At 56.6% G+C, this 23,289-nt stretch carries 17 protein-coding genes and 1 rRNA gene; 8 read left to right on the top strand and 10 right to left on the bottom strand.

Translation table 11 applies throughout. From position 1 onward, the window contains the following. Window positions 1–791: 791 nt before the first annotated feature. Window positions 792–908: ribosomal RNA gene (gene rrf, locus KRAC_RS16280) — 5S ribosomal RNA — on the top strand. Window positions 909–1,022: 114 nt separating this feature from the next. Here rrf and KRAC_RS16275 read toward each other — a convergent pair. Beyond that, window positions 1,023–4,202, bottom strand: coding sequence for an efflux RND transporter permease subunit (locus tag KRAC_RS16275; protein WP_007908790.1), 3,180 nt, complete (start codon window positions 4,200–4,202; stop codon window positions 1,023–1,025). Window positions 4,203–4,551: 349 nt separating this feature from the next. Between KRAC_RS16275 and ruvB the strand changes: the two genes are divergently transcribed. The 5 genes from ruvB (at window position 4,552) to KRAC_RS61700 (ending at window position 10,762) form a co-directional block, all read left to right on the top strand. Then, a complete protein-coding gene (gene ruvB, locus KRAC_RS16270) occupies window positions 4,552–5,586 on the top strand; it encodes a Holliday junction branch migration DNA helicase RuvB (RefSeq protein ID WP_007908789.1) in 1,035 nt (344 codons plus the stop codon). Then, a complete protein-coding gene (gene queA / locus KRAC_RS16265) occupies window positions 5,568–6,707 on the top strand; it encodes a tRNA preQ1(34) S-adenosylmethionine ribosyltransferase-isomerase QueA (protein WP_007908787.1) in 1,140 nt (379 codons plus the stop codon). The genes ruvB and queA overlap by 19 nt, the downstream gene beginning before the upstream one ends. 188 nt (window positions 6,708–6,895) lie before the next feature. After that, on the top strand, window positions 6,896–8,836 hold the full coding sequence (locus tag KRAC_RS16260) for an alpha/beta hydrolase family protein (protein WP_007908785.1): 1,941 nt from the start codon (window positions 6,896–6,898) through the stop codon (window positions 8,834–8,836). Window positions 8,837–9,043: 207 nt separating this feature from the next. Continuing rightward, window positions 9,044–9,595 carry an inosine/xanthosine triphosphatase gene (yjjX, locus tag KRAC_RS16255; protein WP_007908783.1) on the top strand — a complete coding sequence of 184 codons (552 nt, stop codon included), beginning with the start codon at window positions 9,044–9,046 and terminating at the stop codon, window positions 9,593–9,595. A gap of 60 nt (window positions 9,596–9,655) precedes the next feature. Next, complete coding sequence (locus KRAC_RS61700) at window positions 9,656–10,762, top strand: peptidoglycan-binding protein (protein WP_007908781.1); 1,107 nt, start codon at window positions 9,656–9,658, stop codon at window positions 10,760–10,762. Between the two features lie 4 nt (window positions 10,763–10,766). Here KRAC_RS61700 and KRAC_RS16240 read toward each other — a convergent pair whose 3' ends face one another. Continuing rightward, window positions 10,767–11,279 carry a PaaI family thioesterase gene (locus KRAC_RS16240; protein ID WP_007908776.1) on the bottom strand — a complete coding sequence of 171 codons (513 nt, stop codon included), beginning with the start codon at window positions 11,277–11,279 and terminating at the stop codon, window positions 10,767–10,769. Window positions 11,280–11,445: 166 nt separating this feature from the next. After that, the gene (locus tag KRAC_RS16235) at window positions 11,446–12,261 is read right to left on the bottom strand and encodes a PP2C family serine/threonine-protein phosphatase (RefSeq protein ID WP_007908771.1); all 816 of its coding nucleotides are present in this window, start codon (window positions 12,259–12,261) and stop codon (window positions 11,446–11,448) included. Window positions 12,262–12,473: 212 nt separating this feature from the next. Here KRAC_RS16235 and KRAC_RS16230 point away from each other — a divergent pair, with 212 nt between their 5' ends. After that, complete coding sequence (locus tag KRAC_RS16230; protein WP_007908768.1) at window positions 12,474–13,736, top strand: MFS transporter; 1,263 nt, start codon at window positions 12,474–12,476, stop codon at window positions 13,734–13,736. 127 nt (window positions 13,737–13,863) lie between these two features. On the opposite strand, the gene KRAC_RS16225 is transcribed toward KRAC_RS16230, so the two are convergent. After that, window positions 13,864–14,784, bottom strand: a complete 921-nt coding sequence (locus tag KRAC_RS16225; protein WP_007908766.1) for an RNA polymerase sigma-70 factor — start codon at window positions 14,782–14,784, stop codon at window positions 13,864–13,866. A gap of 153 nt (window positions 14,785–14,937) precedes the next feature. On the opposite strand from KRAC_RS16225, the gene KRAC_RS16220 reads away from it, so the two are divergent. Continuing rightward, complete coding sequence (locus KRAC_RS16220; RefSeq protein ID WP_007908763.1) at window positions 14,938–15,750, top strand: SDR family oxidoreductase; 813 nt, start codon at window positions 14,938–14,940, stop codon at window positions 15,748–15,750. A 267-nt stretch (window positions 15,751–16,017) separates the two neighbouring features. Here KRAC_RS16220 and KRAC_RS61695 read toward each other — a convergent pair whose 3' ends face one another. The 6 genes from KRAC_RS61695 to KRAC_RS16185 all read right to left on the bottom strand — a co-directional run bounded on the left by KRAC_RS61695 (window position 16,018) and on the right by KRAC_RS16185 (window position 23,190). After that, complete coding sequence (locus tag KRAC_RS61695) at window positions 16,018–16,563, bottom strand: TetR/AcrR family transcriptional regulator (protein ID WP_157506483.1); 546 nt, start codon at window positions 16,561–16,563, stop codon at window positions 16,018–16,020. 19 nt (window positions 16,564–16,582) lie between these two features. Next, window positions 16,583–17,572 carry an alpha/beta fold hydrolase gene (locus KRAC_RS16205; RefSeq protein WP_083814667.1) on the bottom strand — a complete coding sequence of 330 codons (990 nt, stop codon included), beginning with the start codon at window positions 17,570–17,572 and terminating at the stop codon, window positions 16,583–16,585. Window positions 17,573–17,627: 55 nt separating this feature from the next. Continuing rightward, a complete protein-coding gene (locus KRAC_RS16200; protein WP_007908757.1) occupies window positions 17,628–19,175 on the bottom strand; it encodes a tetratricopeptide repeat protein in 1,548 nt (515 codons plus the stop codon). Window positions 19,176–19,316: 141 nt separating this feature from the next. After that, complete coding sequence (locus KRAC_RS16195; protein ID WP_007908755.1) at window positions 19,317–20,519, bottom strand: tetratricopeptide repeat protein; 1,203 nt, start codon at window positions 20,517–20,519, stop codon at window positions 19,317–19,319. Window positions 20,520–20,693: 174 nt separating this feature from the next. Beyond that, entirely contained in the window at window positions 20,694–21,644 is a 951-nt protein-coding gene (locus tag KRAC_RS16190) for a helix-turn-helix transcriptional regulator (protein WP_007908753.1), read from the bottom strand. Window positions 21,645–21,675: 31 nt separating this feature from the next. Further along, complete coding sequence (locus KRAC_RS16185; RefSeq protein WP_157506481.1) at window positions 21,676–23,190, bottom strand: MFS transporter; 1,515 nt, start codon at window positions 23,188–23,190, stop codon at window positions 21,676–21,678. Between the last annotated feature and the right edge of the window lie 99 nt (window positions 23,191–23,289).

Raw genomic sequence — 23,289 nt, 5'->3', positions numbered from 1 at the left:
ACAGAAGCACAGACGGTACGCGTGTCATTCCCGACGCGCAATGGAGATCGCAGGAGAACCTGGCCTGTTTTGCTCGATGTATCGCGAGCAAATGCAAGCCCAGCTGCTGCGAAGCCTCGTACCTGTGACCAACCAGCACAGCTTCGACGAGGAGCGCCTGTGCGGTGTATTGGGTCTGCATGCTTGTTTGAGATGCGCACACCATTCCTGTTATTGTCCTCGGACGGCAGGACGGCTAGGAATAGGATCAGGGTTCGTACAAATGAGACATGCGCCGAGAGCCTGATGGAGGTGTTTGGGAACAAGGTAGACGCACTTCTATCGGTGCTTGGTGGGGAATAGTCCCCTCATCAGACCTCTCCAAACTTCTGTGATCAAAGGCAGAAGTTTGGAGAGGTCTTTTTCTCCCATCAAACGAACGATTTTGGCATCCATTGCAGAGCTTTAATCAGCCACGCTACATGGCAAAGTGCATCGATCACATACAACGCTTCCTCCCACCCACATTCGCGGAAGTTGTATGCGCCGTATCTCATTCAGAATGGTGTAATTAGTTCAATGCTCCAAGCCACAGGATGCACAAGAAAAACCAATAATTCCCCCTGCGATAATGCCCGATGTGGTTGTTTTCCCACCACACAGCCACGTCACTCTACTCCTTGAGCGCCGCAGGCGTGAAAGCCAATGACTTTTTGATGACTTTTGAAAAGTCGCAAAAAAAGAGTTGACAAATCGCCAAGAGGATGGTATTATGCATTATGTCAATCGGAACCGCTTGTATGCGCAGGCGAACCGGTGGTTATTGCGAAGAGGGTACACCCGTTCCCATCCCGAACACGGTAGTTAAGCTCTTCAGCTCCGACGATACTTTGGGGGCAGCCCCACGGGAAAATAGGACACCGCCGTTTCGCCCGCTCACACAAGCGGTCTTTTTATATCTGGTAGAGAGTATGGTGCCCCTGGCTGCCGCAGGCAGCCAGGGGCACCATACTCTCTACCAGATATATTTTTTTGTAAAGCCTTTAGTTGGCCCTCAATGGGTGGCTGGGTGGCTGCTGGCCCATGATCCACTGTGGAGGGGGAAGCGCCTGCATGCGTGGCGGAGCCAGGATGGGCTGCATCTGGGGCTGCGGCACGGGCTTCCTGCGCTCGCGCATGCCTTCGGCGACCATGTAGAGCGCTGGCACCAGGAGCAGGGTCAGCACTGTAGAAGAGGTCAGGCCGCCAATGACCACGATAGAGAGCGACTTCGACATGACGGCGCTGGAATCACTGAGGCCCAGGGCCATGGGAAGCAGAGCAAGAATCGTCGCGCTGGCGGTCATCAAAATGGGGCGCGCGCGCTCACTACTGCCACGAATAACCGCGCTACGCGCGTCCAGGCCGCGCTCGCGATACTGATTTACGCGGTCGATCAAGACGATGGCGTTGGTGACCACGATGCCGATAAGCATCAGCAGACCAATCAGCGAGGTCACGCTGAGCGTCGTATTGGTAAACAGCATGAGCAGCACCGAGCCAGTAGCCGCGAAGGGAATAGAGACCAGCAGGATTAAGGGCTGGAGCAGGCTGCGTAGCGTGATAGCCATAATAAAGTAGACGATGCAGATGGCCGCAAGCATGGCGATGCCCAGTTTCAGGAAAGAATCATCCTGGCGCTGTTTGACGCCGCCGAAGTTATAAGAGGCCCCTCCAGGGAGCTTTAGCTTGCTGATACGGCTCTGGACATCCGCTCCGGTCGCGCCGACATCATCGCTGGTCACCTGTGCACTGATGGTCGCGGTACGTGTCCCATCCAGGTGCGTAACCTGGACTGGTCCCAGTGTGGTGGTGATATCGGCCACATCGCTGAGCCTGACAACGTTTCCGCCAGGGGTGGGAACCAGCTGATTTTGTAGCTGATCCACGCTGGTGGCGGGCGCTCCGAAGCGGATCTGCACGTCCTGCTGGCTATCGCCCAGGGTAATGCGCGTGGCGCTCGTGCCGGTAAAGGTGGAGCGCAGGTACTGACCAACCTGGGATGGGGTCAGGCCATATCTTCCTGCCTTGCCTGGATCAATATGGACATCGACCAGGGGCGAGGCCGCGGAGAGATTACTCTTCACATTAGCCAGGTTGGGTGTATGCAAGACTGTGTCGAAAATTTGCCGGTTGGTCTCTTCCAGGGCCTGCTCATTGGGAGCCTGGATATTGATCAACAGGGTCGTGTCACTGGTACTATCTCTGCTGCTGAGGGTTATTTTGCTGTCGACCAGGTGCAGGCTATTGATGACCCGCTGCTGCAAATCATTCTGGTCCGTATCCTTATCGGTGACAACGTTGTAGACCGCGCTGTTGGGGGCGCTGGAGGAGAAGAAGCTACTCTGGGCAACTGTGGCCTGGTAGGTCTGAATTTCTGGAAAGCGTGCCAGGATATTCTCGACCTTCTTGACCTCGCCCTGGGCCTTCTGGATACTGGTGCCAATCGGTAGTTCCTGGTTGAGGCGGAAGTTATTCTGACTTGAGCCATCCAGGAAGGTCGTATGCAGCGTAGGGATGAGCACAAAGGTGGCATCCAGGAGAACGATGGCCGCCAGGATGGTCAGGCCACTATTGCGCTTCTTTGTGATCCAGGCCGCGATGGGAATATAGCAGCGCTCAACCGAAGAGCCCTGAGGCCGCGAAGCGGGAACAAACTCAGGCTTAGGGACGCGCAGGAACCAGTAGGCCAGCACGGGTACGATGGTGAGCGCGATTAGCAACGAGGCCAGGAGCGCCACGGCTACCGTGATGGAGAAGGGGCGGAAGAGCACGCCGACCTCACCATTGACGAAGCCAAGCGGGAGGAAGACCGCGACCGTGGTTAAGGTCGAAGCGGTAATGGCCGAGGAAACCTCGCGCACGCCCGCGTAGACCGCGCTCCGCTTCTCTTCTCCCAGGTGCAAGTGACGATAAATATTCTCCAGTACCACAATTGAATCGTCAATGACGCGCCCAACGGCGATGGTTAGGCCGCCCAGGGTCAGGATATTCAAGGTATAGTTTCCGATCCAGAGGGCGATCAGGGCCACGACAACCGAGAGCGGGATAGAGACTGCCGCCACCAGCGTCGAGCGCAGGGAGAACAGCGAGACCAGAATCACCACGATGGCGAAGAGTGCTCCAAGCAAGCCTTCATGTATCAGGCCAGTCATTGACGACTCAATAAAGGGAGCCTGGTCAAAGACGGTCATGATCTTTGTATTGTGCCCAAGCCTCTTCTCAAGATCGGCCAGGTGATTGTGGATGGTGTGTGAGATTGTTAGGCTATTGCCTGCGCTCGTCTTCGTGAGCGAGATGCCGACGCTGGGCGCGCCATTGATGTGCGAGAGCGAGGTCTCGGGTTCGAGTCCCTGTTGTACATCGGCGATATCGCTGAGCCTGGTTGCCTGGCTGGTGGTCGCGAGACTACTGTCGGACGATGTCGGGCTGCCTGTGGCTCGCGAGGCGCTGATCACCAGGTCTTTGAGATCTTGCAGAGAGTTGAAGGTATTGCCCACGCGAATCGGGCGTGAGAGGTCCTGATCAACCAGGCTACCCGCGGGTAGCGTGACATTATCGGCCTGTAGGGCGGTCTGGACCTGCTCAAAGGTCACGCCTGCTCCCTGCATCTTCTGCGGGTCCAGGGTAATGGTCACAATAGTTGCCCTGGCCCCCGTCAGGTCAACTCGGGCGACGTTGGGAATGCCCTGTAGATCTGGTACAACGATCTGTTTAAGGGCCTGGGCCAGATCCTGTGGTGCCTGGGATGAGGAGACACCAAGCGAAATAATGGGAATATCCGACGTACTATACGACTGTAACGTTGGCGTCACACCCTTGGGCAACTGAGCCTGAACGGCGCTGAGACGCTGAGAGAGGTCCTGGCGCGCCTGGGCGATGTTGGTTCCATAATCGTACGTGACGCTAATAATCGAACTGCCCTCGTTTGAAAGCGAGGTATATTGTTGCAGCCCTGGTGTGCCTTGAATGCTCTGCTCTAGCGGATTGGTCACCTCTTTCTCAACAGCCGAGGGCGAGGCTCCGGCATAGGTGGTCACCATCGTGACCACCGGCAGGTCAATCGAGGGGTACAACTCCTGTTTGAGCTGCGGGATAAGTAAGCCGCCAATGAGGAGCAAGACGATGGTGACAAGCGCCATCAGCCCTTTATTGGCGAGACTAAAACGCGAAAGCAATACCATATGTACGCTCCTGATGACAGCACATCTCTATGTACGTATCCAAATATGCGTGAGTTGTCGCTCTGCCTATTCTGTGCAATTCTGTATGGTATACATTGTACTCACGTAATTGGGAAAAGCTATCAACAACCCGCTAACCGGGCGTAATGTACCATTAAGTCTCACCGTGTTTCCATGTATGCATGCTACAATAAGTTTATAAGTAAGATATGTTTGCATGCGATCTGGGCATTCGCCCAGATCGCATGCAAACATATCTTACTTATAAACAATCTCGACGGGAGAAGTGGGATTTGGTATAATGAAGCGGTAGCGTTGTAGAACACTAGTTTCATAGCAGGAGTACGCCATGAGCGACCGCCTCGTCTCGCCAAATATCAGCGATGAGGAACAGATACTGGAAGGCAGCTTGCGACCGCGCCGTCTTGCTGAGTACATTGGTCAGGAGAAGATCAAGGAGAACCTGGGGATATTATTGGAGGCTGCACGCCGGCGCAATGAGCCTGTGGACCATGTCCTGCTCTATGGGCCGCCGGGATTGGGCAAGACAACGCTCTGTAACATCATTGCGGCCGAGATGGGCGTGAATTTGAAGACCACCGCTGGCCCCGCGATTGAGCACGCGGGCGACCTGGCTTCGATTCTGACCTCGCTGCAACCAGGCGAGGTGCTCTTTATCGACGAGGTGCATCGCCTGGCTCGCGCCGTGGAAGAGCGGCTCTACTCCGCCATGGAAGATTTCGCCCTGGACGTCGTCATTGGCAAAGGACCCAGCGCGCGCTCCCTACGCCTCTCACTGCCCCCCTTCACGGTGGTGGGCGCGACCACGCGTGTAGGATCGTTGACTGCTCCCTTGCGTGACCGTTTTGGGGCTATTTATCGTATGGAATATTACGATATTACTTCATTAGAGATGATTGTGCACCGCTCAGCGGGCATCTTAAAAGTACCCGCCGACGAAGGAGGCATCAAGGAGATCGCCGGGCGTGCACGTGGCACTCCTCGTATCGTCAACCGCCTGCTCAAGCGTGTGCGCGACTATGCACAGGTGCGCGCCGATGGTGTTATTACACGTGAGGTGGCCAATAGAGCGCTTGATGCTCTCGAAGTTGACGAGATTGGCCTGGACCAGACCGACCGCAATATGCTCACGACGATCATTCAAAAGTTCAATGGGGGACCTGTGGGCCTGGATACCCTGGCGGCGAGCACGAGTGAGGATTCGGAGACCATTGAAGACGTCTATGAGCCTTACCTGCTCCAGCTAGGCTTTATTGCGCGCACGCCGCGAGGGCGTGTCGCCATGCGCGCGGCCTATGAGCATCTTGGGTTGACCCCGCCGGGTGGAGAAAGTGGACCAAATTTGTGGACAGCAACACCGTAGAACAGAGAACACAACAGAGCCTGCCTGATCTCAAGATCAGCGATTTTGATTATCATCTACCAAACGAACTAATTGCACAGACGCCGATTGAGCCGCGGGACTCCTCGCGGCTACTTGTCGTGAAGCGCCAGGATGAGACGCTGGCGCACCAGCACTTCCGCGACATTGAGGAGTATCTTCAGCCCGGGGATCTCCTGATCGCCAACCAGAGCCGGGTTATCCCGGCTCGCCTGCTAGGCAAGCGTGCCGAGAGTGGTGGGGCCGTCGAGGTCCTGCTCCTGGCTGAGCGCTCAGATCTGGGACAGGATACGTGGGAGGCCCTGGTAAGGCCCGGAAGGCGCCTGCGCGAGGGCGCGCGTATCTTCTTTGGCGCTGAGACAGAGGAACAGGCGCGCTTGATTGGCGAGATCCTTGAGCGCACCGAGGCCGGAGGGCGCGTGGTACGCTTCCATGTGCCGGGTCGTTCCCAGGAGCGACAAAACGATCCCTATGCCCTGCTCGATGTGCGCCAGGTTATCGACGAGATTGGGAAGATGCCGCTCCCACCCTATATCCATGAGACCCTGGACGATCCCGAGCGTTATCAGACTGTATACGCGCGCATTCGTGGTTCGGCGGCGGCTCCCACGGCGGGCCTGCACTTTACGCCCCAACTGCTGGAGCGCCTGCGCGCCAGGGGGGTGCGTACCGGGTTTGTGACTCTACACGTTGGCCTGGATACCTTCCGTCCCGTTGAGAGCGAGGATGTACGCGAGCATAAGATGCACAGCGAAGAGATCGAACTCGACGAGACCACGGCCGCGCTGATCAACGAGACGCGGGCGCGCGGAGGGCGTGTAGTTGCCGTCGGTACCACCTCGGTACGCGTGCTGGAGAGTGTTGCCAGCCTGCACGAGGGGCGTATCGTGCCCTATAAGGGCCATACCCGCCTCTTTATTACTCCCGGCTATCGTTATCAGGCCGTCGACGCGCTCATCACCAATTTCCACCTGCCGCGCTCGACCCTACTGTTACTGGTCAGTGCCTTCATGACTAAGCCGCTAATGGAGCGAGCCTACCAGGAGGCCATCACCGAACGCTACCGCTTCTTTAGCTTCGGCGACGCTATGCTCATTCTATAGAAAAAAGCAGGAAGAGGGGCCTCTCACGTGCGTAGGAGGCCCCTCTTCCTGCTTTCCTATCGGCCCTTATGTAGAAGATTTAGGGAGAGAGAAGCAGGCAAAGGGACGTATATCATTTGGAGAGGGGATGGTGGGGAAACGCGAAGAAGCCAAAAAAAAAGTGTTGAGAGAGAAGTAAAGGAGCAGGCATGAGTGAATTGACCCCTGAGCTGATCGTTGACTTGCAAATTCCCCAGGATATTCAGATCTCACCTGATGGCAAGCGTATCGCGTATACCCTGGGCGCACTATGTAAACGTGATGAGCACGCAGAGAGCGCGATCTGGCTTGCCACAACGGATGGCGCGGAGGCGCCCCGGCAGTTTACCGCGGGCGGTGTGCAGGATAAAAGCCCGCAATGGGAGCCTGATGGTAACGCGCTGGCTTTCCTCTCGGATCGCGTGGAGCGTGGAACTGCTCAACTTTACCTTATCTCCGCCAATGGTGGTGAAGCGCAGGCTTTGACGCCCAGGGAGAACAAGCGTGGCGTAGTGCTGTTCGCCTGGTCTCCTGGAGGCGGCCAGATCGCCTTTACCAGTGTTGACGAGCCAGATGAGGAGGATGAGCGCCGCGAGAAGGAGCGGGATGACGCCCAGGTATATGGAGAAAAGTGGCCCTATGCGCGCCTGCGCCTGCTCTCGCTGGCATCCAGGGAGGTCAGTACGCTGGTCGCGGGTGAGCGGCATGTGGCCAACTTCGCCTGGCATCCTCAGGGGCGGGAACTGGCCTATACGACCTGGAAGACACCCGAATTGAACTCATCCGTGCAGGAGACTGTTATTGAGCGCATTTCCCTTGCGGGCGGTGAGCCGCAGGTGGTCTGTCATTTTGCCTATGGCGCGTCGAATCTAACCTGGTCTGCCGATGGCGAGACCTTGCTCTTTACCTCTGCCACTGCACAGCGAGATCAATCTTCCACGGCGGTCTACGCCGTTCCTGCCAGTGGAGGCGAGCCAAAACGCCTCGCAGGCGGCGAGACCAACTGTATCTTCGAGCTACAACAATTACGTGAGGATGTGCTGGTAATAGTGGCCGAGGGGCTGGAGACGAAGCTCTGCCGTTTGCAACCACAGAGCGGCGAATTGATCTCGCTCCTGCCTGACAGCAAGGCCGTGCGTGAAAGCGATATAAGCAGCGCTCACGCATGTGTACTGGCGGATGGCCGTACCGTCGTGGCCCTGACGCGTTCATCCGCGCAAGAAGCCTTTGAGATCTGGAGTGGCGTCGCCGAAGTGGGGAAAGCGGCTCAGAAGCTACGCCAGGTCACGCATCATCAGGAGCATTTCACCGGTTTTGTACTGGGCGAGCAGGAGGCCTTTTACTGGACAGCGCCCGATGGCTGGAAGATGGATGGCATCCTCATTCGTCCGCCAGAGGCCACCACGGATCAGCCTCTACCAACGATTGTGCTGGTCCATGGTGGTCCCTATGGTCGCTGGGACCATGGGCTGCATCTGAGCTGGGGCAACTGGGCGCAATGGCTGGCAACGGCGGGCTACGCCATCCTGATGCCCAATCCACGTGGTGGCCTGGGTCATGGCGAGGAGTTCGCCGCTGCGGCCCGAGGTGATGTCGGAGGCGCCGATTTCCAGGATGTCATGTCGGCCCTGGACGCCGCGATTGAGCGCGGCATCGCCGATCCAGAGCGCCTGGGTATTGGCGGCTGGAGCCAGGGCGGCTTTATGAGCGCCTGGGCCGTGACGCAGACCTCTCGCTTCAAGGCTGCGATCATGGGCGCGGGCGTCAGTGATTGGGGAATGATGGTGGTTACCAGCGACCTGCCAGCCTTTGAGCAGGCGCTGGGCGAGACCTCGCCCTGGGATGGTGTTGGCCCGCACCGGCATGCGCAACTCAGCCCCATCTCGTTCACGCAACAGGTGCAGACGCCTGTGCTGATCCTGCATGGCGAGCGTGATGCACGCGTTCCCTTAAGCCAGGCTATCGGCTTCCAGCGTGCGTTACGCCATTATCAAACGCCTGTAGAAATGGTCGTATACCCCCGCGAGCCTCACGGTATTCGCGAGCGCGCCCACCAGCTTGATCTGCTCCGCCGCGTGCGGGCCTGGTATGACCGCTGGCTTCGTGCATAGCCCATTAGATGGCCTATATAAGCCTCTTTCAAAGTAGGCGATATTCTGCCTTTCAGAGTAATCGATATTGGTGTGGTGCTCGGGCTGGCGCCCGAGCACCACACCAATATCCCCTATCTTGCGAGCGCCGCAGGCGCGAAAATGGCTTTTTGACATATTGAAAAAGATGTAGAAATGTATTATGGTAAGTTGGAGGAGATAAAGCCCATGCAAGAGATGCACCCGGTCATACGCGTCGCGGTTGGCTCGCACAACCCGGTGAAGGTAGAGGCTGTGCGCCAGGCCTTTGAACGGGTATGGCCCGAACAGGCCTGGGAGGTGCAGGGGGTAGAGGTGCCATCTGACGTTAGCAATCAGCCTATGAGTGACGAAGAGAGTATCCAGGGCGCGCGTAATCGTGCGAGTGGGGCTATTTCTGCCTTGGACGCGGATTATGGCGTGGGCCTCGAAGGCGGGATGCAGCACACGGGCGACCAGTGGCTGGACTGCGGCTGGATCGCGGTCGTGGACCGCCAGGGACAGGTGGGCCTGGGTTCTACTATCAAGATGGTTGTGCCGGAGCGCATGGTCAGGATGATTCGCGAGGGGCTGGAGCTGGGTGAGGTCATTGATATCGTCTTTGAGCGTCAGAACAGCAAGCAGGCTGAGGGCCACTTTGGCGTGATGACGCGCAACGCCCTCACGCGCACAAGTGGCTATGCCGATGGCGTGATCGCAGCCCTGGCGCGTTTCGTACAACCACATCTCTTCACAGAGTAATCCAAGCTTGCATGGACCCTACAACTAGTAAATATTATTTCGACAAGGATGTATATTTGTATGCAGAGACGAGTGCTCGCAGGGCTGGGAGGAGCATGGCTGCTTCTTATCGCCCTGATCGCGGTATGTGCGCCCATGGGTAGTGTGGCCTGGGCGTCCAATACGAAAAGTGTCTCATGGCCTCTCTATACCCTGGGGAGGAGCGGTGAGAATGTACGAGCCATTCAATATTTGCTGAAGGACCAGGGGTATGGGGTCGATGTCGATGGCAACTATAGCCAGGAGACCTCTGACGCGGTAAAGAGCTTACAACATAAAGATACCTTGAGCGAGAATGGGCTGGTGGGTGCATTGACCTGGCCAAAGCTTATTAAGGCCACCAGTAGCGGCTCCCAGGGTTATACGGTGATGGCCTTGCAGCACCAGCTTAACCAGGCGGGGTTCCACCTGAACGTCGATGGCGTCTTTGGTAGCGACACAGAGAAAGCGGTACGCGCTTATCAGCAGCAGGTGAGCCTTAGCGTCGATGGCGTGGCGGGAGTACGTACCTGGCAGTACCTCCTGGCCGCGACCGCTGCCCGGGAGAAGAAGAGCGGGCCAGGGCGCCTGCACGTTGGTTCGACCACGCCACCTGCGCCCACCGGTCCTGCTGTGACCAGTCCCACCAATCTTAGCTCTAGTAGTAGCGTGCATGGTAGCTTTGGCATGGACCAGGCGCCAAGCGTCGATCCGGGCTTTATCGATAGCGTGCTGGCTTACTACAACTCGCCTGCGCGGGGAATGGGACAGACGATCTATGATGATGGTGTGCGCTACGGGATCGATCCTGCCTTTGCCCTGGCCTTTTTCGGCCATGAAAGTACCTATGGCCTGTATGGTGTTGCTCCAGTGACGCATAGTCTGGGTAATATCCGTTGTTCGGCTGGCTATGCCTGCGAGCAGACGCAGGGCAATGGCAGTTTCCGCAAGTACAGCTCCTGGTCCGAGGGCATCGAGGACTGGTATCGCCTGATGCGCGAGACATACCTGGACCAGGGACATCTCTACACGGTCGCACAGATCATCCCGGTCTACGCGCCCCAGGCCGATCACAACAATGAGCGGCTCTATATCCAGTTTATCCAGGACAACGTCCTGGCCTGGCGCAATGGGCAGATCCTTCCATAGGGCGTTATCGCAGGAGGATGCAGGTGGTGGTACCGTGAGCGTAAAGCTTGCCGCTTGCATCCGTGATGCGCCCCTCGGCGGTGGCGATGCGCCCCCCTCTATGGATAATCTTGCCTTCGGCGTACACGAGGCCTGTCTGGCTACTGAGCGCACGCAGGTAATTGACCTTGAGTTCAATGGTTGTGTAGCCCGTGCCCAGGGGAAGCACCGATTGGATGGCGCAGCCCATGCAGGAATCAAGCAGGGTCGCGGCGACACCACCATGTACTGAGCCAATGGGATTATAGTGAAACTCCGCTGGCTCCAGGGTAAAGACGACGCGCCCCTCCTCAACCTCGGCAAGGCGCATGTTCATCAGTTCCGCGATGGGGGGAGGCGGGATCTCTCCATTGTGTAGGGCCTGTAAATATGCTAGCCCGCTCAACTGCTTGCCAAGCTCTGCACTGGCCTGAGGATCGGCCCAGGAGACATTTCGTGAGCGTACGGGCTGTTTCAGTGGTGTCTCTATCTCTTCCATAATTTTCCTCTCGCATACACAAATCCAGCTATCTGCTTCATCTTACCACGCCCAGATGGATAAGCGCGCATAGGCGCCTGGACATTATGCAAAGTGGTCCCTACCTAAGAGGGACGCGTTTCCCCAATTTGCCAGCGGAGTTATTTACGGCGCGCCTATGGATTGGTTATGGGGTTTCGCAGTCCCAGAGGAGGAGGGTGGCGCTGTCGAGTCCGCCTTCCTCGTGGACGCGGGTGAGGGAGTCGCGTGCCAGGGGGCGCAGGTCTAGAGGACCTACCTGGCGTTTCTGGGTGAAGTGATCGTAGAGATACCAGGGGTTTTCGAAGGGATGCTGGCCGAATTCGAGCAGGCCATCGGTGAGCATCAGGATGCGATTACGACCGGGGCGTAGCTGGCGCGTGCCTGTGGCATAACAGGGGATGGGAAGATCAAAGGTGTTGACGTGTCCAACCCATTCAAAGAAGCTGCGCTGGTTGAGGGCGAATTGCCCCAGCCTGGCCAGGTCGGGATGCAGCAAATAGACGACGCAATCGCCGATGCAGAGCCACCAGAGAAATTGCTCTTTGCGTGCGCATACCAGGCAGGAGGCCTCTCCCTGGAGGCTGCGGCAGCGCTTTACGAACGCAGGAGCGCTCAATGCCTGGTGGATCTGTTGCTGTAGCGCGGGGAAGGCGGTCGCGACCGGTTGTTGTATAAGGGAGTTGACGGTCTCTTGCATGTCGGCAAAGAGATTGACGAGCAGCTCGGTACTCTGGGCGGTTGTATGTCCATCGATCAATGCAGCGAACTCCCAGGAGGAATCGCCCGCGCAGCAGAGAAAGGCCCCATCCTCATTTTTGTGCGCGCCAGAAGATGTCCGACCTCCATAGCGGCCAATGGTGACATGGGCGCAGGTCGTGACATTAGGGGTATCCAGATACATGGCCTCGCTACCGAACCAGCGTAGCGACTCGACCGGTTTTTGGGCAAAAAGGCGTTTCACAGTCTCTTCGTCCTCCACATCTATTATGGCCTGGAAAGGATCTTCACTGATCTAATATTGTATCATGTACAATCGCCAGCAGGTCGTCAACCAGGCGATTGAGTTGCTTAAGCTTGCTTACTATGTGGCGCTTATGACTCACCCACGTCAGAATGTGATACATATACAAGTAAGAATATTTTGTGCCTCTTAACAAGCTAAGGAGTGCCCTGGTGTCACATTTTGAATCCTCTCCGCTGTCCTCGCAGAGCGCGCAAGCTGTGGCTACAGTTGCCCTGGATAAGAAGCAGACAAGCGTCAGTAGCGTCTGGTTGCGCATCCTGGTCGCTGTAAGCATGGGTATTTTGATCTCGATCCACTACACGAACTATAGTCCCCTGGCGTCTGCTATGAAGACGGATCTCCACATCAATAGTGGCGAGGTAGGACTCTTCTCAACGCTGCTCTTTACGGGCATGGCTTTGACCTATATGGTGGGAGGTGTGCTGGCAGATCGCTTTGGCGCGAAGCCCGTGTTGCTGGCGTCCTGTGCTGTCTTGACGGTGGGGAGTCTCGCGCAGCCTCTGGTGCCGAATCTACTCTGGATGCTGTGCTGGCAGATCGTGATTGGTTTTGCCGCTGGTTGTGCCTTTCTGGCTGGCGCGAATGTGATTGCGGGCCTGGGCAGGTACGCGACGCTGGGGCAGGGTCTGTATGGTGGCTCCGTCCAGCTTGGAGCGGGCATTGGCCTGCTGGCTACGCCATTACTCTTGCCTTATTTGGGCTGGCGCGGCTGCTTCTTCTTCTGGGGTGTGCTCAGTATCGCTGGAACGTTAGCGTGGCTCTTTGTACGGGAGAAGCGCGAGACGCAGCAGGTGGGAGCGCTTCAGGTGGGAACGGCCCTGCGCTCGTCTTCGCTCTGGCTGCTTGGTCTCTCACACATGGGAACATTTAGCCTGGGAAACGCGATTGCGGCCACGATCACACTCTACCTGACGCACGTCTATGGCCTCTCCCTGGTGGAGGCTGGCGTGATCGGTTCGCTTACGCCCATTATTGGGACGCTCTTCCGTCCTTTGGGAGGCTGGCTCCTGGCGCGTCATATGCTGCGCTCGATCACGCTGTTACGTCTGGGGACGGCCATGGGTTGCCTGGGAGTCGCGCTCCTGGCCTGTCCTTTTCACTGGCCCTGGCTGGCTGCTGTAGGCCTGGGCTTGATTGGCATTGGTTCAACGGTCCCCTATGCCTCTGTTTTTAATAGCGCGGCCAACCTGCGTAGCGTGAAGAAGGGCCTGGCGCAAGGCTTTGTTAGCATGGTCTCCACGCCGCCAGTCATCGTGGGGCCACCCTTGATCGGCTTGATCTTTGATCGTACGGGCAGCTTTCTCTATGCCTATGGTTTAATCGTAGCCTTTGGCTGTATCGCGACAGGCGCGGCCTTTCTCGCGCGTCGCGCGCTCAAACGTGAGTCGCTCCAGCCAGCCAGCGAAATCTAAGTAGTTGCCCCAACCACTTGTAGGGCCCATGTTGGCATGGACCTGTTTGGCCCGCAGGCCTCTGTTTTCCTGTAGTCGTGCTATGCCACATGATATATAGAAAAAGGATCCTTGCAATTGGCGATGTTCAAAGCGGCTTCGTCTTGCTGTCGCTGGAGAGCTGTTTTTGCAGATAGGTCAGTTTCTCCGGGTTCAGCAGAGCATAGATCTCCTGAATACCCACAGCGCTCAGGGTCAGGCTGATGACTACGGCCAGGCTGCCCTCTTCCCAGAACAAGATGGCCGGGCTGCCATTGATCTCGGCCAGCGTTACGGTCAGAGATCGCTGATTTTTGCGCTCTCGACTTAGCCAGAAACACCAGAAACGCGCCACGGCTTGCTGGCCGTGGATAGGCTTGAGAATCGACTGCACTTTTCCGCCACCATCCGCCCAGGAGACGACATCCTGAGCCAGAAGGCTGGTCAGAGCCGCCATGTCCCCGGCCTGACTGGCGGAAAGAAAACCGTGCAGAAGCTGGCGCTGGCGCTGGCGTTCCGGCTCGAAACGCGCGCGATTGTCCTGCAAAGCCTGCCTGGCCCGATGAAAGATCTGGCGGCAATTAGCCGGACTTTTTTCTAGCATGCTGCCGATTTCGCTAAAAGGGTAATCAAAGACTTCATGCAAGAGAAACACGGCGCGCTCCGGTGGGCTGAGAGCCTCTAGTAAGCGTAAAAAGGCCAGCGAAAGCGCTTCTTGTTGCTCAAGGTCTGCTAGTGGGAATCCCTCGTCCTCCAATGTAAGGATCGGTTCGGGCAGCCAGTCTCCAATATACTGTTCGCGGGCGACCCGAGCCGATTTCAGATAATCCAGCGCCAAACGGGTAATAATGGTGGTCAGATACGCCTTCAAGGAAACGATCTCCGAGCTTTCACTCGTCTGATAGCGCAGATAGGTCTCCTGCACAAGATCCTCCGCGTCACTCGCGCTACCAGTCATCCGATAGGCAATGGAAAAGAGCAGCACGCGATAGTGCTCGAACTCTTCTCCCTGGTTCATGGATTCGTCCATCGCTCACATTTCTCCTTCTCCCCTCGTATTATAAGCCTATATCAGGACAGAGAACAAACGAGGGGTGTCACATCTGCCCGTGCTCTCTCGTCTCCTGTACGAGTCTCTGAGAGATATTCAAAGTACAGAGAAACCAAGCGAGGAAATAAAGACATGCAACATATTCTGGTCACAGGCGGCACCGGTACGCTCGGTCGCCACCTCATCCCCCGACTACAGGACGCCGGCTGCAAGGTACGGGTGTTAAGCAGGAGCAGCCGCGAGGCCGTGGAGGGGATCGAGTTCGTGATTGGTGACCTGGCCACGGGCGAGGGGGTCGAAGCCGCGGTGGAGGGGGTCGAGATCATCGTGCACTGCGCGGGCAGCGCTAAGGGCGACGAGGAGAAAGCCCTGAACCTGGTCAGAGCCGCGTCGGGGTCTGGGGTGCGGCACCTGGTGTATATCTCGGTCGTCGGTGCCGACCGGGTCCCAGTCAAAAGTGGCGTCGACCGCGCCATGTTCGGCTATTTCGCGTCCAAGCGGGCCGCTGAGCACCTCGTGATCGACTCCGGCATACCCTGGACAATCCTGCGGGCCACCCAGTTCCACGACTTGCTTCTCACGGTCGCACAGGCCATGGCAAAGCTGCCCGTCGTACCGGTTTTCGCGGGCTTCCGGTACCAACCCGTCGACGCCGACGATGTGGCATCTCGGCTTGTGCAGCTCACGCTGGGTGAGCCCGCTGGCCTGGTGCCCGATCTCGGTGGGCCACAGGTATACACAATGGCCGATCTAATACGCAGGTACCTGCACGCCAATCACCAACGTCGGCTGATCATGCCGATCTGGCTGCCGGGTCAGGCTGCCCGCGCACATCGGGCTGGCGCCAACCTGACTCCCGACCACGCCGACGGTACCCGGACCTGGGAGGAGTTCCTGGCCGACCAGATGAGTTTGTCAAGTGAGACCAGTCCTAGCCTGCCTTAGCTGCCGACAAGGAGTTGTGCATCGACACCTCAATGCGTGCCGCGTTTATCACCGAACTGAGGCCCCCGGAAGGGTACAGCTTAATTCTTATCCATATGGAGGTTGAGAGTCCTTCGCGCCTGCGGCGCTCGGGGAAGGGGATGTGGGTGCAAAACGGCATAGCCGTTTTGCACCCACATCCCCTTCCCCTCGGCTCGCGTAGCGAGCCGAGGCAAGAAGCACAAGAGAATAAAATAGCCCTGAACGGGCTTCAATGCTGTGAAATAATCAGGTTGCTCCATCAATAAACAAAGCATGATAGAGCATATATGTAATTGTGGAGACGACGGTATCAGGCTCTTGGAGTGGAACTTCTGCCAGTCGCCAGAACAACAAACTTACAACCCAGGCAAGTGCCGTGACATCTACGTCCTTTCTCGCTCCTGGAGTTTGAAGCAACGTATGTAGCATATGCTCGATTTGTTGCGCTGTCCACTGTTCAAGCTGTGCATGCAGTGCCCGCAATTCTCCATTGAGCGCTGTCGCCTCTCGCCATGCTCGATATGCTCCAACATAGGCCCAGTCAATGAGCAGCCTCTGACGAACAGCCTGTTTAATAGCACTACGGGCCTCAAGGGTATTGTCTGCTGTACACTGCTGGGAAAGATCTTCTACCCCATTCAGAAAGCTGTCCATAAGCACAAGGAGGAGTTGCTGCTTGGAGGCAAAGTGTTGATAGAAGCCTCCTACAGCTACTCCTGCTTGATGGGCAATCTCTTCAATGGTTGTGGCTTCATATCCTCGTTCCGCGAAGAGACTCAGAGTTGCCTGCAACAACGCATCTCGTTTTTGCTTACTCCTTGTTTGTTGTGGGCGTGGTGGAAACTGCTGACCCGTCAACAAATTCGGACGCAGATTCGCCTCGTTCTTCCCTGTTGGATCCGAAAGCACTTGACTCACCTACAAATTCAACAATTTTTTGAGCAAGGAGAACAGGTTGATCTTCTGGTACAAACGCACGTGATTGCGAGACAAATTCCAGCCAGGCATGAGGAAATGCCTGTTGAAGCCGTCTGGCGTTGCGTGCCGAGAAGAAAAGATCGTTCTTGCCCCATAGAATCAACACAGGATGCTGGAAATGCTGAAAAAATTTCGCGGCTTCTATTGTATAACGGTTCGAGACCTGCTTTAGGAACTGGATGAAGTCGCGCCTGATCTCTCTATTTCCACTCCGGAGAGCCGAAAAATAGGCGTCAAGCGTCGCATCATCTGCGCGCCGAAGAGAAACAGTCGCCATAAGAACCCGTTGCGCGCGTTTCGTCTGCAACGCCCATGTGAGAAAGTCCGCGAAACGGGTTCCGAAGAGCCGCGCTCCAGAAGCAAAAGGCTTAAGAAGTGGTGGAAAAAAATCCTCAAAGGCATCGCAGTTCGTCAAAATCAGCCGCGTGATACGCTCAGGATGATTTACAATCGTCAACTGACACATGGCGCCACCAGTATCATTTCCGACGAGCGTGACATCGTGTAAATCTAATGCTACTAAGAAATCTGCGATGAGTTGAGCAATTCCTGATGGACTAAGATCAGCATCAGCATGTAGGGGAACCGTCTGTGCTCCAAAAGGCAAATCCAGAGCAATACAACGAAACTGGCCCGAAAGAGCAGCAATTACATCGCGCCAGAGAGCACTATTGACCAGTAAGCCATGAATGAAGACAAGCGTCGGCCCTTTCCCCTCATCCCGATACCGTACAACACCTTGTGGTAGAGATACCTCGCCATTCGTATGCAGTGAAGCAACCATAATATTCTTTCTCCTCCATGAATTTGAATACATATTCATGTTAGAGTAGAGAAAGAGAATAAGTCAAGGGGTATGTTTTTGCTAAGTGCAAAATTTACCACTGCTTGAGCAGGGGTAAGAGGCGCCCGTTATAGAACTCGGGGCGTGAGTAGCGGAACCAGCGCAGGGGAGCGAGGAGTGGCAGAGGGAGGCGGGCATCAAGGATTGCGTGATCTAACGCGGAGAAGGCCTCCTCATCCAGGTGCATCGCTCCCCAGGCCATGGTGAACCAGAAAAGCGCGCCCCAGTGCTGACTATCGAGATTATAGGCTCCTGCCAGTTCGCTGAGCGCGCGTTCGGGTTGCTCTCGTAGCAGGTGGGCCACGGCGCGGCACAGGCAGGCATGATAATCGGCTGGATTGCGGCTGGCGATCTCCTCCAGCGTTTCGGGTGAAATCGCTCCAGGGTAGTCATCCAGGCACATATCGAGCCAGGCTCCCATCCAGGCGGGTTCAATGTGCGTGCTATCCAGTTCCCAGCTCTGGCGATAGTCTACGCGTGCCTGCACCAGGTTGCCCAGGCGCAGGTGTGCCTCGGCCCGCTGAGCGTATGCGCGGGCTAAATTTGGCTCATGGGCGAGGACGTAATTAAAATCTTGCAAGGCCTTGTGAGCCTCATTGAGGCGTAGATAGGTTGTGCCGCGCTGGAAGATGGCGAGCACATTTTCCTCATCATGCGTTATGCTGCGCTGGAAGTCCTGTAATGCCTCGTTATACATGCCCAGGGCGGCATACGATGCCGCCCGGTCGGCGTACACAATATCGAGATCAGGATTAAGTTCTAAGGCGTGCTGGAAGTCTTGCAGGGCACGCGTATGCTCATTGAGCGCGGCCAGGGTTAGCCCACGATTATAGTAGACTGTGGCCAGGGTTGGATCTAAGGCCAGGGCGCGGTTGAAGTCCGCAATAGCCTCCTGGTAACATTGCTGTAGGCGATAGGCTTCGCCGCGATTATTGTAGGTAAAGGGCGTAGACGTGGAGAGCTTCAGGGCGCGATCGTAATAGGGAAAGGCCTGCTCAGGATGACCACTATCGGTGTAGGTTGCGCCAATACGATTGAGCAGGAGTACATCATCTGGGGCGAAATGCAGGGCCCTTTGAAAGTTTTCCAGCGCCTCATTGTATTGTTGTTGGGCTGCATGCGCCTGGGCGCGATTGGAGTAGGCTCCCAGGCGTCCCGCCTCCTCGGGATCAAAGGCGATGGCGCGATCCAGGTTGAGAATAGCCTGGGGAAAGGCTTCTAAGGCATAGTAGCTAATCGCGCGCCCGAGCAATGCCTGTAAATCGTTGTGCTCAAACGAGAGGACCATGCTAAAATCATGGATTGCCTTGTGATAATCCTTTAATACATAGTAGGTTAGCCCACGTTGATAGTAGGCTGAGGCATACTCTGGTTGCAGTGAGATAGCCTGAGTAAGATCAGCCAGGGCATGTTGGGGATCGTTGAGACCACGATAGATGAGCGCGCGACTATGATAGTTCGCCGCCTCAGAGGGTTGAAGCTTGATGGCCTGCGTAAATTCGGTTAGGGCGCTTTGATAATCGCCAGCCAGCGCGTATACTGTTCCGCGTTTCTGGTACTCAAGCGTGTTGTCTGAGTCCATCAGAACCTACCTCATGCGGTAATGCTTAAGTTTTATCATAGGTGATTGTGTGCCTGATGTCAATCTCTGTTGCCTTATATCGTTATTGTGTGAAGATATTGATATTTATTTTATGCATTTTTAATATTGGCGTGTTTGCATTTAATTGGTAGTGGGAGCTGGTAGCGAGGGGAGAGAGGAGAGGATGGGGAGCACATCCTGCTGGTAAAAGCCTGGGTTCAGGGGCGCGACAAGTTGAAGAGGGGTAAAGAGTATCAGGGGCAGAGAGCTTTCCAGGGCAATATCCAGTGCCGAGCGTGCCTCCTGGTCGTGCTGGAGAGAGGCGTAGACAATGCAGAGCCAGAGATGAATATTGCTGTTATTGGGGTCGAGAACTAGCGCCTGTTGGAGGGACGCGAGTGCCTCCGCTGGTTGCTTGCGCAGATAGAGGGCGATTGCGCAGCAGAGAAGCGAGAGTTCCGGAGCTGAGTTGAGGGTGGCGATCTGCTCCAGGTGGTCGGCCATGGCCTCGGTATCAAGTGCAGGTAGCTCAAGGCAGAACTGAAGGGCTGCTAGCGAATAGTGAAAGCAGAGGCTCAGTGAATCGCGTGCGAGCGCCTGGCTTAGATCGTTCTGCGCCTGTGGCAACTGGTGCAGTGCCATATGTACCAGGGCGCGCTGATGGCTGGTTGTGGCATCGCCTGGATCGAGCTGGAGCGCGTAGTTAAAGCAGGAGAGGGCCTGCTCAAAATCTTTTAGCTGGTAGTAGAAGATTCCTTGATATTTATACGTTGAGGCTTCGTCGGGTTGCAGGCGAATCAGCATATCGATATCCTGGAGCGCTAGCTTATAGTCGCGACTGCGCAGGTGGAGCAGCGCCCGGTGAAAGTAGATGGCCGTCACGCGTGGATTGAGTGCGAGAGCGGCGCCGAAATCATTTAAGGCGTTCTCTTCCTCGCGCACAGTGCTATAGACAAGCCCACGCGCGTAATAAGCCGGCACCAGGCGCGGATGCAGGTCGAGTGCCTCGCTAAAGTCCTCGATGGCTTCTCCGTGATCTTTGAGTGTTGCGTACTGCGCGCCCCGCTCATAGTAGGCCCAGGCGAGATGGGGATGGCCTTCAAGGACGTGATCCAGGTCCAGGATCGCGAGGCGACAATCCCCCTGCTGCCCATAGGCCCGGGCGCGCATACCATAGAGCTGTGAGCGAAAGAATGGCAGGTGCAGGAGCCAGGATGCCAGGGCAATAAGCGCGGCGGTATGGCGGCGTTTCGCGAGATAGTAGAGCGAGAGGAAGAACACAAAATACAGGCCTAGCAAGAAGAAAAGCAACACAAACACCATATTTAAGACCGAAATACCCATATTGCTACCCTTCCTGGCATGAAGAGAGAGATGTATTGATGTAGAATAGGAAAGGGAGTATAAGTATATAATATTGTTTTGTATTGCTTTTTGTCAATCTTTTGTAAGGATAAAAGATACCATTTGTGAGTAAGGTATGGTGGTGATGTGGCGCAGCCACATCACCACCATACCTTACTCGGCGTTGCGGAGCATAGCCCGTGCTTCTTCCGCGAGGCGCTGGCGCAAGGATGCCGGTTCGAGAACACGTACCTGGCGACCCCAGCTCAATAACCATTGCAGGATATCCCGCTCATGACGCACGTGGAGGGTGATGAGCAGGCCTTCAGCGGTCTCCTCACTGGAGGTCATATAGTAATTGGGCGTCTCACGTAGCCAGCGCGCGACCTCGGCTGGAAAAAGCACGCGGACGACAATAGAGCGTGGAGCCTCACGAGGGGTAGGTGGCTCCGCAAGCTCGGCGGGGCGTTCAAATGTGTCGGGACACAATTGTAGCTCTTCCATGCGATCCAGGCGAAAGTGGCGTCTATCCTGGCGCAGATGGCAGTAGGCGACCAGGTTCCAGATACCGTAGAGCGAGACCAGGCGGTAGGGGTCGGCCTCGCGTGGCGTTACAACATTCTGACCACTCTCGGGGTTTGTGCGTTGGTGATAGGTGAAGCTGACGCGCCGGCGGTCGAGGATAGCGCGGCGCAGCAGCAGCAGCTTACCCTGCTCCTCCAGGGAGCCGTGGGCATTGGGTGTCACAAAAATAATATTGTCTTGTAGATAACCTACCTCCGCACGTAGCTTCTGTGGCAGGACGCTACTGATCTTGCGCGCGGCGGCGAGCGCGGCCTCGCGATACTGCGCATCGAAATATTGCGCTATAAGATCGCTACCGAGCAGGAGCATCGTCGCCTCCGAGGTGGAAAAACTGAGCGGAGGCAGGAAATAGCCCTCCATCAACGAGTAGCCCAGGCCCGGAATCGAGACAACAGGCACACCGGATTCACACAGTGCCTGAATATCGCGGTAAATCGTGCGCTTACTTGTCTCGAAGGTCCTGGCGAGATCCTCGGCCCGTTGGCGGCCCTTGCCCTGTAACTCTAAGACGATGGCCAGGAGGCGGTCAGTTCTATTCATGAGGCGAATTATAACATATGCATCCGCCTTTCTACGCGCGTTTGGCGGAGCGATCTTCTTTGCCTCGTACCAGGGAGGCGAAGATACCGAGCGCGGCGATACAGGCGCAGATGATAAATGTCCACTGGAAGCTGTGTACAAAGGTCTGTTGCAGGGTCGTCAGCTGCGCGTCCTGCGGATGGCTTGTGCTGAGCAGTTGACCTGCTGCGGAGCCACCCAGCGCGCCGAAGATGGCGCCGGCGAGAGCGACACTAAAGCTCTGTCCCATCGTGCGCCCGGTGGCCAGGAAGCCCGACGCGAGACCCTGGCGATGGCGGGGAGCCGCGCCCAGCAGAGCGCTATTATTGGGTGACTGGAAGATGGCCTGTCCGATACCGACCACGACCAGGCGCCAGACGATATCAAAGATTGAGCTCTGTGTATTGAGCTGGCTGATGAGCACTAATCCCAGACAGGCAATGGTCATACCGGTAGCGGCGAGCCAGCGCGAGCCAAAGCGGTCGGCAAGCGAGCCACTGATGGGCGCGATGACCGCGATGGTCAATGGGAGGGGTGTCAGGAGTACACCCGCCAGCTCGGTTGGAAATTTGCGCAGCTCCTCAAAGTAGAAGGGCAGCATAAAGCTGACCGCGAACAGGGCCAGGAAGTTAAGTACCAGGCTAAGATTGGCCGACAAGAAGACGCGGTTGCGGAAGAGCGAGAAATCGATAATCGGGCTTGAGACGCGCTGCTCGACGAAAGGGAGGGCCGCGAGTGCGAGCACGCCAATGCCTATGAGTGCCAGGATCCAGGGCGAGGTCCAGCCAATTTCACCTCCAAAGGAGAGGCTTCCAGTTAGCGAGGCCATGCCGATGGCGAGTAGAAGCGCTCCTAGCGGATCAAAGCGTCCGGGATTACGCTTATTTGCCTCTTTCAAGATGCGCAGGGTCGCGATAATGCCGATGATGCCAATAGGCACATTGACGTAAAAGATCCAGCGCCAGCTCAGGGTTGAGGTAATCAGGCCGCCCAGGGTCGGACCAACGCTGACACCCAGGGAGACCGTCACGGCGTTAAAGCCCAGGGCGCGCCCGCGCTCACTGGCGGGAAAGGCGCTCGTCAGCAGGGCGGGACTGACGGCCATAATCAGCGCGCCGCCCAGGCCCTGAAAGGCGCGTGCTATGATGAGCGTAGTCAGGTTGGGCGCGGCACCACAGATCGTCGAGCCAAGAGTAAAGACGATCAGGCCAATGATCCAAACTATTTTTCGTCCCAGCATGTCCGCCAGGCGGCCAGCAGTCAACAGAATCGCGGCGGTCGCGACCAGGTAGGCGATAATAATCCATTCAACGGCACCATTGAGCGGAACATGGAAGTACTGAGCGATGGCGGGCAGGCTGATATTGACAATCGAAGAGTCGAGGGTCGCCATAAAGACCCCTACCCCCACAATTGCGAGGACCGCCCATTTATTCGCGCCCTCCGGGTTAGAGGCGCTTGAGGGGCCCGCTGTGACGGACTCAGAGTCATTGTGCTCGGTTGGTGAAAGCGAGTGTTGCTGTTTCATAGTGTATCTATCATTTTCATGCATGCAAGGGAGGGGCGAAAGGCGCTCCTCCATCTGGGGAGAGGGGCTTCTCCCAGTGATCTTCTCTTTTAATACGTG

The organism is Ktedonobacter racemifer DSM 44963 (assembly GCF_000178855.1).
In the GTDB taxonomy this organism is placed as follows: Bacteria; Chloroflexota; Ktedonobacteria; order Ktedonobacterales; family Ktedonobacteraceae; genus Ktedonobacter; species Ktedonobacter racemifer.
This window is presented reverse-complemented; position numbering and strand designations above follow the sequence as displayed.